This window comes from Listeria monocytogenes (assembly GCF_013282665.1).
GTDB classification, from domain to species: Bacteria; Bacillota; Bacilli; order Lactobacillales; family Listeriaceae; genus Listeria; species Listeria monocytogenes_C.
This window is the reverse complement of sequence record NZ_CP054041.1, coordinates 2,732,546-2,746,634: the sequence shown is the minus strand read 5'-3', so window position 1 is coordinate 2,746,634 and position 14,089 is coordinate 2,732,546. Positions and strand designations below refer to the sequence as shown.

Annotated in this window: 15 protein-coding genes; 14 read left to right on the top strand and 1 reads right to left on the bottom strand. The window is 38.1% G+C overall.

Going from position 1 to position 14,089, the window contains the following annotated elements:
- The first annotated feature begins 108 nt into the window (after positions 1-108).
- The 7 genes from dat (at position 109) to HRK21_RS13765 (ending at position 6,044) form a co-directional block, all read left to right on the top strand.
- Entirely contained in the window at positions 109-978 is an 870-nt protein-coding gene (gene dat, locus HRK21_RS13795) for a D-amino-acid transaminase (protein WP_003727356.1), read from the top strand.
- A gap of 220 nt (positions 979-1,198) precedes the next feature.
- Positions 1,199-1,639 carry a MarR family winged helix-turn-helix transcriptional regulator gene (locus HRK21_RS13790; protein ID WP_003729654.1) on the top strand — a complete coding sequence of 147 codons (441 nt, stop codon included), beginning with the start codon at positions 1,199-1,201 and terminating at the stop codon, positions 1,637-1,639.
- On the top strand, positions 1,636-3,105 hold the full coding sequence (gene mdrM / locus HRK21_RS13785; RefSeq protein WP_077952312.1) for a multidrug efflux MFS transporter MdrM: 1,470 nt from the start codon (positions 1,636-1,638) through the stop codon (positions 3,103-3,105). The genes HRK21_RS13790 and mdrM overlap by 4 nt, the downstream gene beginning before the upstream one ends.
- A 208-nt stretch (positions 3,106-3,313) precedes the next feature.
- On the top strand, positions 3,314-4,096 hold the full coding sequence (locus HRK21_RS13780) for a phosphotransferase family protein (protein ID WP_069888719.1): 783 nt from the start codon (positions 3,314-3,316) through the stop codon (positions 4,094-4,096).
- 6 nt (positions 4,097-4,102) lie between these two features.
- A complete protein-coding gene (gene trmB, locus HRK21_RS13775; RefSeq protein ID WP_070006727.1) occupies positions 4,103-4,747 on the top strand; it encodes a tRNA (guanosine(46)-N7)-methyltransferase TrmB in 645 nt (214 codons plus the stop codon).
- 63 nt (positions 4,748-4,810) lie between these two features.
- Positions 4,811-5,662, top strand: a complete 852-nt coding sequence (locus HRK21_RS13770) for a YtnP family quorum-quenching lactonase (protein WP_069888720.1) — start codon at positions 4,811-4,813, stop codon at positions 5,660-5,662.
- A 133-nt stretch (positions 5,663-5,795) separates the two neighbouring features.
- Positions 5,796-6,044 (top strand): metal-sensitive transcriptional regulator, encoded by a 249-nt coding sequence (locus tag HRK21_RS13765; RefSeq protein ID WP_003739068.1) that lies wholly within the window; start codon positions 5,796-5,798, stop codon positions 6,042-6,044.
- 36 nt (positions 6,045-6,080) lie between these two features.
- Here HRK21_RS13765 and HRK21_RS13760 read toward each other — a convergent pair whose 3' ends face one another.
- On the bottom strand, positions 6,081-6,392 hold the full coding sequence (locus HRK21_RS13760; RefSeq protein ID WP_003739067.1) for a PepSY domain-containing protein: 312 nt from the start codon (positions 6,390-6,392) through the stop codon (positions 6,081-6,083).
- A 197-nt stretch (positions 6,393-6,589) separates the two neighbouring features.
- Here HRK21_RS13760 and HRK21_RS13755 point away from each other — a divergent pair, with 197 nt between their 5' ends.
- The 7 genes from HRK21_RS13755 (at position 6,590) to murC (ending at position 14,060) form a co-directional block, all read left to right on the top strand.
- Positions 6,590-7,663, top strand: a complete 1,074-nt coding sequence (locus tag HRK21_RS13755; RefSeq protein ID WP_070006726.1) for a M42 family metallopeptidase — start codon at positions 6,590-6,592, stop codon at positions 7,661-7,663.
- Positions 7,656-7,874: a hypothetical protein gene (locus HRK21_RS13750; protein WP_070006764.1), complete on the top strand. Its 219-nt coding sequence runs from the start codon at positions 7,656-7,658 to the stop codon at positions 7,872-7,874. Before HRK21_RS13755 ends, HRK21_RS13750 begins: the two co-directional genes overlap by 8 nt.
- A 114-nt stretch (positions 7,875-7,988) precedes the next feature.
- Positions 7,989-8,300, top strand: coding sequence for a thioredoxin family protein (locus HRK21_RS13745; RefSeq protein WP_061690352.1), 312 nt, complete (start codon positions 7,989-7,991; stop codon positions 8,298-8,300).
- 34 nt (positions 8,301-8,334) lie between these two features.
- Positions 8,335-9,135: a DUF1444 domain-containing protein gene (locus HRK21_RS13740; protein ID WP_070006725.1), complete on the top strand. Its 801-nt coding sequence runs from the start codon at positions 8,335-8,337 to the stop codon at positions 9,133-9,135.
- A gap of 5 nt (positions 9,136-9,140) precedes the next feature.
- Complete coding sequence (gene ytpR, locus HRK21_RS13735) at positions 9,141-9,758, top strand: YtpR family tRNA-binding protein (RefSeq protein WP_070006724.1); 618 nt, start codon at positions 9,141-9,143, stop codon at positions 9,756-9,758.
- A gap of 309 nt (positions 9,759-10,067) precedes the next feature.
- The gene (locus HRK21_RS13730; RefSeq protein WP_070006723.1) at positions 10,068-12,422 is read left to right on the top strand and encodes a DNA translocase FtsK; all 2,355 of its coding nucleotides are present in this window, start codon (positions 10,068-10,070) and stop codon (positions 12,420-12,422) included.
- Positions 12,423-12,716: 294 nt separating this feature from the next.
- Entirely contained in the window at positions 12,717-14,060 is a 1,344-nt protein-coding gene (gene murC, locus HRK21_RS13725) for a UDP-N-acetylmuramate--L-alanine ligase (protein WP_069888725.1), read from the top strand.
- The last annotated feature ends 29 nt before the right edge of the window (positions 14,061-14,089 follow it).

The following is a 14,089-nucleotide window of genomic DNA, read 5'->3' as shown; positions in this document are numbered from 1 at the left end:
TATAATTGAAAAAATTAACTGCTGCAAAGCTTAGTTTTGCGGCAGTTTCTTTGTTTCATTAAGTTTTTAGATAGTTCCAAAAATTAACTATGCAAGGAGAGACTCGAGATGAAAGTATTAGTAAATAACCATTTAGTGGAAAGAGAAGATGCCACAGTTGACATTGAAGACCGCGGATATCAGTTTGGTGATGGTGTATATGAAGTAGTTCGTCTATATAATGGGAAATTCTTCACTTATAATGAACACATTGATCGTTTATATGCAAGTGCTGCAAAAATTGACTTAGTTATTCCTTACTCTAAAGAAGAATTACGGGCATTACTTGAAAAATTAGTTGCTGAAAATAACATCAATACAGGGAATGTTTATTTGCAAGTGACTCGGGGTGTTCAAAACCCGCGTAACCATGTTATGCCAGATGACTTCCCGCTGGAAGGCGTTTTAACAGCGGCAGCTCGTGAAGTACCAAGAAATGAACAACAATTTGTGCAAGGTGGACCAGTAATTACAGAAGAAGACGTTCGTTGGTTACGCTGTGACATCAAGAGTTTGAATTTACTTGGAAACATTTTGGCGAAAAATAAAGCACATCAACAAAATGCGTTAGAAGCTGTTTTACACCGCGGAGAGCAAGTAACTGAATGCTCAGCTTCCAATATTTCTATTATTAAAGACGGTGTGCTATGGACACACGCAGCAGATAATTTAATCTTAAATGGTATTACTCGTCAAGTGATTATTGCTGTTGCGAAAAAGAATGGTATTCCGGTCAAAGAAGCTGATTTTACTTTAACAGATCTTCGTGAAGCCGATGAAGTATTCATTTCAAGCACAACCATCGAAATTACTCCAGTTACTCATATCGACGGCGTGCAAGTAGCTGACGGAAAACGCGGACCAATTACCGCAAAACTTCATCAATATTTTGTAGAAGAAATCGTTCAAGCTTGTGGCGAATTAGAATTTGCAAAATAATAAGTAGAAGCCTTCCTTTTTTAGGAAGGTTTTTTGTGTCTTGTTACCTATGTAAAAATTTATATAACTTTTTTATCCGTTGAAATCACGCCATTGGCTCCGCTTTCAGGCTGAAAATACCAGTTTTAAGCAATTGACAAATTTTTTTGGAGGTGTATAATTCAATAGGCTAATAGTTCGCATACGAAATATTTGAAAGCGAACAATCGGAGGGAAGTCAATGGATGAAAAATTAGTGAAAGAGGTTATATTCTCCTTTCGCGAAGTGCAACGGAAAACGCATCATGTCCTTGCAGAAGAAGCGGCGAACAGGGAAATTACGACAACTCAATTACTTGCAATCAGAGAATTACAAAGAGAATCAGAATTAACACTTGGCGAATTAGCAGAACGAATGAAGCTTGGTAAAAGTACTGTCTCTGGTATTGTAGATCGACTAGTAAAAGCGGGATTTTTGAAACGCACAAGAAATGAAAGTAATCGCCGCGCACTCAGCTTAGAATTAACCGAAAAAGGAGCTACAAAAGCAGCAGAAACGTATCATGTATTCTTCAACCGTTTAGAACCTATCTTAGAGATTGGCGAAGATCGGTTAAAAGAAATGCTAGAGATGCACCAAGAGATTATCACTATTTTAGAAAGGGAAGGTGCACGAGATTGAATATGAAAGCAGCAAGTACATCAGTGAAGCGTAATGGTATTTTGATTGTTATGCTTATGGGCGCCTTTGTTACGATTCTTAACCAAACGTTGATGAATGTCGCGCTACCAAGTATTATGAAAGATTTTGGAATTACAGCCAGTCAAGGGCAATGGTTATCGACTGGATTTATGTTAGTTAATGGTGTCATGATTCCAATGACAGCTTTTTTAATTGAACGATTTACAACGCGTCAACTTTACTTATTCGCGATGATTACTTTTGCGATTGGTACAGCGATTGGCGGATTTGCGACAGATTATACGATGCTTATTGCTGGCCGGATGGTACAAGCGATTGGTGCTGGGATTGTTATGCCGCTACTGACCGTTGTTGTCTTAAATTTATTTCCAATGGAGCGAAGAGGGAGAGCAATGGGCTTGATTGGTCTTGCCATGAACTTTGCTCCAGCGATCGGTCCGACGCTTTCAGGTTGGATTGTTCAACAATATGATTGGCGCAATTTATTCTTTATTATTATTCCATTTGCGATACTTGATATTGTCGTAGCGATTTTCTTACTTAAAAATGTCGGAAAAAGAACGTTCCCGAAACTCGATATTCTTGGAGTTATCATGTCTACTGTCGGGTTTGGTAGTTTATTACTAGGATTTAGTAATGCTGGAGACCATGATTGGTTAACTTGGAAAGTAGCTGGATTTATTATTCTTGGACTAGTTGTATTAGGAATATTTATTCGTTATCAAACTAGCAACAAAGCACCACTACTCAATTTTAGAGTATTTAAATACCCAACGTTTGCACTTACAACGGCTATTAGTTTCTTTGTTGTAATGGGACTTTTTGGTGGTATGTTATTACTACCAATTTTCTTGCAAACTGTTAGAGGGTTTTCGCCATTAGAATCCGGGCTTGTTCTCTTGCCAGGTGCACTTGTCACGGCAATACTCTCACCTGTAACTGGGGTAATGTTTGACCGTTTTGGGGCTAAATATTTATCGCTTGTCGGCTTAATTATCATGGCGGGATCGACCTTCATGTTTACCAACTTGGATGAATCTACTACATTGACGTTTATTATTATTGTACAAACGATTCGTTCGGCTGGGATGGCGATGGTTATGATGCCACTACAAACAGCAGCGCTCAACTCGCTTCCGTTAAAACTAGCATCTCATGGTTCAGCAATGTTTAACACCATGCGTCAAGTTGCCGGTTCAATCGGAACAGCGGCGCTTATAACGGTTATGTCTAAAAGTGCTGCAAGTTTTGCTAATAAACTCGGACCAGCAGATGTAATTGGCAAAACGAAAACAGATATTGCCAACCATGTCCTTATTCACGGAATTGAAACAGCCTTTTTAGTTGCAGGCATTCTTTCTGTAGTTGCTTGTGTCCTAGCACTCTTTATACAAAAAAATAGAAGTGCCATGGCTCCAATTGTCACTAAAACCGAAAAAGCATAAATAATAAAAAGTGCGTTCCATTTTGATGGAATGCACTTTTTTTGTGCAATTAAAGTAAATTTGTAAAAAAAACTAGAGAACGAACATATGTTGACTTGACTAGTAAGCCTAAGAGAAGTAAAATCATGAATAGTTACCTATTTGTTCGGAAGTGAAATAAACGAGGGATAATGAAGTTGCAAAGAGCTAGTAAAAGGTGTGCATGTAGATGAAAGATAACTTTTTTGGGAGAGAATATGACATAGCCCCGGCCGGAGGGGAAACTGGCCAAGCATTCGTTGCAACACATGAAGACGAAAAATTCTTTTTAAAAAGAAATTCTTCGCCTTTTTTAGCTGCGCTTTCTGTAGAGAATATTGTTCCAAAATTAGTTTGGACAAGACGCGTAGAGAATGGAGATGTCATCACTGCTCAAAAATGGGTGAATTGCCATATTTTGACACGTGAAGAAATGGTTGGACCGCGAGTGGCAAAACTATTAGCTAAAATCCATCATTCAGAAAACTTGCAACACATGCTAGCGAAAATTGAAAATTGCTATTTCTCTGCTGAGCAGCTTTTAACTCTCGTAAAAGTGAAAACAAAAGATATTAACGATTTATCAAAAGAAATAACAGAGGCCATTCAATATTTAGAACAAAATCTCACTGCTGCTAAGACAACTAATTATGTAGTTTGTCACGGAGATGTTAATCATAATAATTGGATTATTTCAGAGGAAAATGAACTGTTCCTTGTTGATTGGGATGGTGCGATGCTTGCTGATGCGGCGAATGATATCGGAATGATTTTATACCAATACATCCCAAGAGAAAATTGGGTAAGTTGGCTCTCTAATTATGGCACCGAATTAACCGATGAATTACATCGTAAATTAAAATGGTATACGATTTGTCAAACAGTTATGCAACTCACAACTGACCAAACAGACGAAGCGAATGAACGAGCAAAACAAATTTTTCAAAATGCTATAGAAGATGATGAGGTGTAAAGAAAGATGCGTGTAAAACATAAACCATGGGCAAAAGATAGACTCGAAGAATTTCCGGCTATTTATATCAAAAAACCAGAAGACTTCAAAGGTCAGTGGAAAGCAGTATTCGGAAATAATAATCCTATCCATATCGAAATTGGTTCCGGTAAAGGTCAGTTTATTAGTGGCATGGCAAAAGCAAATCCGGAAATTAACTATATTGGTATCGAAATGATCGAAAGCGTGCTCGTTTCGGCGCTTGATAAAGCGATTGAAGCGGACGTCCCTAATTTACGATTAGTTGCTAGAGATGCTAAATTACTAGAAGAATGTTTTGAAAAAGGAGAAATAGCACAAATTTATTTAAACTTCTCCGATCCATGGCCGAAAAAACGCCATACAAAACGTAGACTAACGAATCCAACGTTCTTAACTATTTATGAGCGACTGCTACCGAAAGCGGGGGAGATTCATTTCAAAACCGATAATCGCAGTTTGTTCGAATATTCGCTAGTAGCTTTCTCAGAATACAATATGTTATTAACTTTTGTATCACTTGACTTGCATAATAGCGATTATGAAGGGAATATCAAAACTGAATACGAAGAAAAATTTTCAGCTAAAGGATTCCCCATCTATCGTCTTGAAGCAAAATTTGATAGAAATTAACAAGGATAACCAGGTGCATCTGCTGCATCTGGTTTTTATTTTTTTAGTGGGAGGCGTTAAAAAGTGGATTCCATTCAAATTGGGAAAATAAAGATTCATTGGTTGCGCGGAGGGTATACTCATTTCGACGGTGGCGCAATGTTTGGCGTTGTTCCAAAACCTTTATGGGAGAAAAAATATCCCGCAAACGACAAAAATCAATTAGCTAATGTAACCGATCCGATGTTTTTTCAGTACTTAGGGAAAAATTATTTAATTGATAGTGGGCTAGGGAACAGACGACTTACAGAAAAACAAAAACGGAATTATGGCGTAACAGAAGAATCGTTTGTGCTAGAAGATTTGGCGCAATTATCCATTGCTCCAGAAGATATTGATTATGTTTTGATGACGCATTTGCACTTCGACCATGTGTTAGGTCTGACTGGTGTTTCGGAAGAGGGGAACTTTTATTCCATCTTTCCCAATGCAGAAATTTGGACTTCCAAAACGGAATGGGAGGAAATGCAACACCCCAATATTCGCTCAAAAGCCACATATTGGGAAGAAAATTGGCAAATGATAGCTGGACAAATTCACACATTTACTAAAGAAAAAGAATTCAACGATGCGATTAAAATGAAGCATACGGGTGGACATAGTAATGGACATTCGGTTGTTTGGATCGAATCGGACGGAGAAAAAGCGATACATATGGCGGATATTTTCCCGACATTTGCGCATCAAAATGTTCTTTGGGTCACTGCTTATGATGATTATCCAATGACTTCTATCTCTGCCAAACAAGAAATTTTCAACCAAACTTTTGGTGAAAATTACTGGTTTTTATCATACCATGATGCTAGATTTCGAGCAGTTCAAATTGGTAAAAATGGAGAAAGGGAAGCTGAATTAAAAATAGAACAGCGGAATTAAGAAGCGAGAAACTGCTTCTTTTTTTGAGGGTATTTTTATTTTGTGATATAATTGTATTTATAAATGCTTTGAAATAGCCAAAATGATATCCTGGGTAGGGGGTTGTCATCTGGTATACTATAAGGGGGTATGTATGAATAGCGACCAAAAGAAAGCGTTAGTAACCCGATTCGCTAAGATAGAAGGACATGTGCGTTCGATAAAAACGATGACGGAAGAAGAGCGTGATTTAGAAACTATTATGCAACAAATTGCGGCGGTTAAAAAGGCGATGGACGCAGCAGCAAAGTTAATCTACACGGAACAAATGAAGGAATTAATTGAACAAGGTGAAACGGATGAAGCGATAATTAAAAAGAAAATCGATAGTTTTATCCGTTAAAAAACGACTACCCATATTGGGTAGTCGTTTTATTTTTTATGCTAAATATACATCAATGATTGTTCCTGTGTTAGCGTCTGCGATAAATTCGAATTGCTTCTTCTCGCCTTCACGAATACATGTGATTCCGCCGTGGTAAACGAATGTATCAATCGCGAATTTTTTGTAATGTTGTTTTTTAAGTTGAATCCAAGAACCTTCAATCGGTCCTTCTTGCTTGAATGCCTCTTTTACTTTTTCTAAGATGACGTCCCCAGAAATTGTTTTATCGCTAAGTAAATAATGATAAACAAGGTGTCCAGCCGCTGCGCCTGCTCCAACGCCTGCAATGAAAGCTTTCCAGTTCATCGCTTTTCCTCCCTAGTGTTTCCTATTCTTTTTAAAAGATGCTACTATGAACATCTCTTTTAATCATTATACTACAAATTTTTGATTATAAAAGGATTTTTGAACACGCTTTCTATAAAAGGGGGAAGTGAAATGAGCAGAAACGAATATTATTTGCTATAATAAAAGAGATTTTAGACGGAAAGAGATGATTATTAATGGAAAAAGAAACGTTAGCGATGTTTAAAGCATTAACGGAACTTCAAGGCACTTCGGGTGATGAACATAGAATTCGCGCTTTTATGCGAAAAAAACTTGAGCCGGTTTCCGATGAAATTATTCAGGACGGCTTAGGTGGTATTTTTGGTGTACGCCACGGAGCGGAAGATGGCCCGCGTGTCCTTGTTGCGGCTCATATGGATGAAGTTGGCTTTATGGTAACGCAAATTACGGAAAATGGTCTAATACGTTTTCAAACAATTGGCGGTTGGAATCCGCAAGTTTTACAAGCGCAACGTGTGCAAATTATGGCGCCGAACGGTCCGGTTATCGGCGTAGTTGCCTCTGTCCCACCACATTTGTTGTCGGAAGCGGAACGCAGCAAGCCGACAGATCCGAAAAACTTACTAATCGATATTGGCGCGGATGATAAAGCGGATGCAGAGAAAATCGGTATCAAACCTGGGCAATTCATTGTCCCTGTAGCTGAATTCACGCCACTTGCGAATCCAAAGAAAATTTTAGCGAAAGCATGGGATAATCGTTATGGCGTTGGTCTTGCGATTGAACTTATGAAAGAATTGAAAGATGAATCGTTGCCGAATACGCTTTTTGCTGGGGCGAATGTGCAAGAAGAAGTTGGCCTGCGCGGCGCGGGAGTGAGTGCGAACATGATTAACCCGGATTTATTCTTCGCGTTAGATGCTAGCCCTGCAAATGATACGACTGGTAACAAATCGCAATTCGGTCAAATTGGTCAAGGCTTCTTATTGCGTATTTTTGACCGGACGATGATTATGCATCGGGGTATGCGTGAATTTTTATTAGATACTGCGGAAACGAATAAAATTCCTTATCAATATTTTGTTTCGCCAGGGGGAACGGACGCGGGGAAAGTGCATACATCGCTTAGTGGGATTCCAAGTGCGGTAATTGGTGTTCCGGCTAGATACATTCACTCGTCTAACTCGATTTTACATGTGGATGATTACGCTGCTGCAAAAGAAATGATTACAACGCTTATTCGCGGTTTGGATAAAACAACTTATGAAACAATTAAAAACAATGCGTAAAATAATGAAGAAACCTGTAATTGTTGTGGGGTTGTTCCTTTTGTTGGTGAGTTTAGTATTCTTGCTAGGCTATGTTACGGACTTACCTTATTTTCGTGATTCAGAGCTTGGCTGGATATGGACCACTATGATTGCTGGAATCGTGACATTATTTTTCGGATATTTCCACGATTTTTTAGAAAAGAAAAAAGTGCGCTCTAAAGTACGGTAAAAAAAGTTTGGCTCCTTCGTTGGGGCTGGGCTTTTTTCATGAGCGTTATTCTGGACGAAAGTGTTGTTAGGCGGTAGGATTTAACTAGTATGAAATCAGAAGGAGCGTATGGAAATGAAAAAATTAGAATCAGTAGAACAATTTGACGCTATTAAATCAGAAGGTAAATCCGTTTTTATGTTTAGTGCTGATTGGTGCGGCGACTGCAAATTCATCGAACCAGTAATGCCTGAAATCGAAGCGGAAAATGAGGACTTTGTCTTTTACCATGTTGACCGAGATGAATTTATTGATTTATGTGCGGATTTAGCAATCTTTGGGATTCCTAGCTTTTTAGTGTTTGAAGACGGTGAAGAAGTAGGGCGTTTTGTAAGTAAAGATAGAAAAACAAAAGAAGAAATTAATGATTTTTTAGCTGCGATATAAAAAGTGACTGCTTTTTATGGAAGGGGAGGCACTTATGGCAAAAATGACGATAATAAAAATGAAAGCACTACTAGAAAAAGAACTGGATGCACCGAATCGACAATTTGCGTATAATCGAGATAACGACACACTTTCTGTTACGCAAAATGGCAAAAAAGTAACGCTAACTATCCCGCAAATTATTGCGAATTATGAAAATGATGGGGAGGCAGCTGTTGAAAAGATTATTTATTATGTCGAAGAAGGTTTTCGAGCTGCGGCAGGAAATGTGGATCTGAAAAATAAGCAAGCGAACATTTACCCAGTTGTTCGTGCGACTTCTTTCCCTAGTGAGACGAAAGCAGGAGAAGCGCTATTAACGGATGAGCACACAGCGGAAACGAAAATCTTCTATGCGTTTGACTTGGGTAAATCTTATCGTTTTATTGAAGAAAGTATGCTTGAAAAAGCGCGACTAACGCATAAAGAAATTAGAGAAGCTGCTTTTAGTAATTTGGCGAATTTAGCTATTCCGCTAAAAAAAGATTCTGTTAATGGTAATGATTTTTATTTCGTTCGTACAAATGATGGTTACGATGCCAGTAGATTGCTGAATGAAGCGTTTCTTCGTGAAATGCGCGAGAAAATAACTGGGGAAATGGTGCTTGCGGTACCGCATCAAGACGTCTTAATTATTGGTGATATTCAAGATAACACAGGGTATGATGTTTTGGCTCATATGACGATGGACTTTTTCGCGGACGGACTCGTACCAATTACCTCTTTGCCATTTGTCTATAATAATGGTAAACTTGAACCGATATTTATAATGGCAAAAAACAGATTAAAGGAGTAGAAAACGTGATAGTAAACGCATTTTATAATGAAAAAGGGGTAGGGAACACTCTACTAATTGAAACAGGTGAAGTAACGTTTGAAAATCGTGAATGGGAACGTCGTGGTGATGTAGTGCGAATTTTTGATCGTGAAACAAAAGAGTTGGCGGGATATAACATCTTTAATAGCTCCAACTATTTTAATATTACTGCAAATGGCAAGGTGGATTTGACAGAGGAATTAGTATCGCAAATGAATCAAGTAATTGAAAAAGCTGGATTCGAACCGGAAATCGTGGCTGATTTATCTCCTAAATTTGTCGTCGGTTATGTGGAGGCGAAAGAGAAGCACCCTAATGCAGATAAATTAAATGTATGTAAAATCAATGTAGGGGATGAAGTATTACAAATTGTATGCGGTGCCCCGAACATTGACGCTGGTCAAAAAGTAGTTGTCGCAAAAATTGGTGCGGTTATACCAAGTGGTTTAATTATCAAACCATCTAATTTGCGAGGCGAGGATTCTTTCGGCATGGTTTGTGCTGCGAGAGAGTTGGCGATTCCTGATGCGCCTACGGAAAAGGGGATTATGGTTCTGGAAGAATCAGCTACAATCGGAGAAGCTTTTCCTGTTAATTTCTAAATAAATGTTTAATTTTGAGCGTCTGATGCTATATCGGGCGCTTTTTTAGTTGCTATTTATTAGATATTGTGAAAACACCCTAAATGTAGAACTATAATTCTTTAATTGTATACAAAATATACATAAATTGCACAAAAATGAATCAATTTCGCCTTTATAACAAAAACTTATACCACGTTTAAACCCTTTATTACCAAGGTATTATAACGAATATGGTTCAAAAAAAGGCGAATTCACAATTTTGTCATAGATTATTTTGTTTTTGTCTGTTAAAATCAAACAAGAAAATTAAATTTAGGGTGATAATGAATGGGATGGTTTAAAGATTTTTTCTTTGGCGATATGGACGAGGAAATAGATACATACGAAGATACGTCTTCAAGAAAAGTAGAAAAGAAAACGAAACAGAAGGCGCCAGAAGTAGTAGTGCCAAAATCAAATGTGACAGCTATTAAAACAAAAGAACGTACTATAAGGAATGAACGACCAGTTGCTTATAAAACAGTTTCAAAACAAAAACATATGCAACCAGTGAAACGACAAATGAAAACGCAAATGGTTTATCAATATCCAAAAGGCGAATTTCGTTTTCCGTTAATTCCAGATAAACAAAAAAGCCAACCAACTCCTCCAAAAAAACAACCAATAACAGAAAGACAAGTGGCAGAAACGCAACCAGTAAAAGAGGAAACAAGGAAACGACCTTTTACGGCGACAGATGTACCTTCGCCTGTTTATGCCTTTAATAAACGACCAAGTAAATTTGAGTTTGCTGTAACAGAAGCGGAAGAACTTAGTACAATACAAGAAGATTTAACCATTGCTCCAGTAGATTTGTTAGAGTCAGCAGAAGCGGAAACAATTGCTTTTGACACAGAGCTAAATCGTCAAATAGAAGAAGAGGTTGCGTCAGTGCCAGTGACGGAAGAAGTCGTTACGGAGCAACCAACAGTGGAAGTAACCCCAGAATCAGTAGAACAGCAAGAACCGGCACGCGTTTCCCTTATAACGGAAGAGGCGGCGCAAACGAAAACAACTACTAGAAGCAAACAAGTAGAATCAAATAGACAAAAACAATTGCTAAAAAGCAGAATTCCATTTAATGTCATGATGGTAAAAAAAGACAAACAAGCGCTTCAAAAAGAAGAAGCACCGGAAATAGATGGGCAACAACCAGTTGAGATTGAAGCAGAACAAACGAATACTGTTCGAGAGGCGCAAGTAGCGACTGCCTCTTACCCAACGAACTATGAATTTCCATCGTTTGGTTTACTCCATCCGCCAGTCTCCAAACGAGAAGACGACTCATGGCTACAAATGCAGCAAGAGATGCTAGATGAAACCTTAGAAAATTTCAATGTACAGGCAAGCGTAGTTAATCGTACACAAGGTCCAGCTGTCACAAGATTTGAAGTGCAACCTGAAAAAGGCGTTAAAGTCAGTAAAATCACTAATTTAACGGATGATATTAAATTAAATTTAGCGGCGAAAGATATACGGATTGAGGCGCCAATACCTGGTAAGAGTACAGTAGGTATAGAAATTCCGAATCAAACAAGTCGTCCCGTGATGCTTTCTGAATTGATGAATACGGAAGCTTTTCAGTCATCTACATCACCGCTAACAGCTGCGCTCGGACTAGATATCTCAGGAACGCCAATTATTACTGATTTACAAAAAATGCCCCATGGTTTAATCGCCGGAGCTACTGGATCAGGGAAAAGCGTGTGCATCAATTCATTGTTAGTAAGCTTACTTTATAAAGCAACTCCAGACCAACTGAAATTACTTTTGATTGACCCGAAAATGGTCGAGTTAGCTCCTTACAACCGGATACCACATCTTGTAAGTCCAGTTATTACGGATGCTAAAGCGGCTACGGTCGCTTTAAAATGGGCAGTAGAAGAAATGGAACGCCGCTATCAATTGTTTAGCCATACTGGCGTTAGAAATATGGAAAAATATAATGAATATGCTAGTCACCCAGATCATACAGGAGAAAAATTACCTTACATTTTAATTGTAATTGATGAATTAGCTGATTTAATGATGGTAGCGCCAAATGATGTGGAAGAATCCATTAGCCGTATTGCTCAAAAAGCAAGAGCTTGTGGTATTCATATGATTGTAGCGACACAGCGACCATCTGTGGACGTCATTACAGGTCTTATTAAGGCGAACATCCCGACACGTGTTTCCTTCTCTGTATCGTCTCAAATCGACTCTAGAACAATCCTAGATGCAAGTGGGGCAGAAAAACTACTTGGAAAAGGGGACATGCTCTTCTTACCTAGTGGCGCAAGTAAGCCAGTACGTTTACAAGGCACGTTCGTTAGTGATGAAGAGATTGATGCAGTTGTTGCACATGTTCGAAGTCAAGGTGAAGCCGATTATATCTTTGAAGAACAAGAATTACTTGTAAAAGAAACGGCAAAAGAAAATACCGATGAATTATTTGAAGAGGCTTGTGACTTTGTTTTAAGTCAAAATGCGGCCTCGACATCTTTGTTGCAAAGACATTTTAGAATTGGTTATAACCGAGCGGCGAGATTAATGGAATCTCTTGAAAATCACCAAATTGTATCAGGAATTAACGGTTCTAAACCTCGGGACGTCATTATTACGAAGGATCAATTAGCTAAGCTACGAAACAAAGAATCTTAATTTTGTAGTACTAAACTAACATATTACTTAATTAGTTTTACAAATAATGGCTATTTTCATGAGTAATTCCGCTTATATTCGCTGAAAGATTTTTCTATTTACATGGAAAGTGATATAATAAGCTGGTGAATTATTGACTCAACTAGAATTCAAACATAAAACACAGTTAGAACGTAAGATGATGTCTAGAAAACGGAGGCTTTATACTGTTTTCAAAGTTAAGACTTGGTGCTTAACAGTTAACATGTTTTTTTTAGGCACCCTCTTCAAGATAAATTAATGGGGGTTCAAATAATGACTATCTATCATTTTGTTGGAATAAAAGGGTCAGGAATGAGTGCACTTGCTCAAATCCTGCATGATAAAGGTTTTCAAGTGCAAGGTAGCGATGTAGATAAATATTTCTTTACACAAAAAGCTTTAGAAGAAAAGCAAATTCCGATTATGACTTTTTCGGCTGATAATATTCAAGAAGGCCTAACAATTATCGCTGGGAATGCATTCCCAGATACACATGAAGAAATTGAGCGTGCACTGGAGCTTGGGCTTCCGGTGATTCGATATCATAAATTTTTAGGTCAACTAATTGAGGGCTATACAAGTATTGCGATAACTGGTTCTCACGGAAAAACGTCGACAACTGGTTTACTTTCGCATGTCGTTGGTGCGATTCGTCCAACTTCTTATTTAATTGGTGATGGTACTGGAAGTGGGACAAAAGGAGCAGAATATTTTGCGCTTGAAGCATGTGAATATCAACGCCATTTCCTTGCTTATAAACCAACATATGCAATTATGACGAATATTGATTGGGATCATCCAGATTATTTCAAGAGCGTGGATGATGTATTTAACGCGTTCGAAACTCTTGGTAAACAAGTGAAAAAAGCCGTATTTGCCTTAGGGGATGATGCGGAGTTACGTAAGCTTTCTCTAGATATTCCGATTATTTACTTTGGTTTTGGTGAAGAGAATGAATTCCAAGCTAAAAATGTAATCAAAGAAACAACCGGAACAAAATTCGACGTGTATCACCGCGGTGAGTTTTTAAGTTCGTTTGAAATTCCAGCTTACGGAGACCATAATGTATTAAATGCTTTAAGTGTTATTGCGCTTTGCGATTATGAAGGTCTGCCAGTAGAAGATGTGAAAAAGGAATTAAAAACTTTCGAAGGTGTCAAAAGAAGATTTAGCATTACAGAAAAAGCCAATCAAGTGTTAGTAGACGATTATGCGCACCATCCATCAGAAATCCGTGCTACAGTAAATGCTGCAAGACAAAAATATCCTGACAAAAAAGTAGTTGCTGTTTTTCAGCCACATACATTTACACGAACTCGTACTTTTTTACAAGGTTTTGCGGACAGCTTGAACTTGGCAGATGAAGTGTATCTTTGTGATATCTTTGGTTCCGCGCGTGAAAAAACAGGGAATTTGACGATTGCTGATTTAGCTCACAAAACAAAAGGAAACCACATTATCAAAGAAGAGCACACAGAAGAACTTTTGAAGTACCCAGAAGCGGTTATTTTATTCATGGGTGCAGGGGACGTTCAAAAATTTCAAGCCGCTTATGAAAAAGTACTTGATCATGAAGTTTTGACAGAAGCTGATTTGAAAAAAAGTGCGATTAATTAATGACTAAATAAAGCATGCCGATTCGTTGG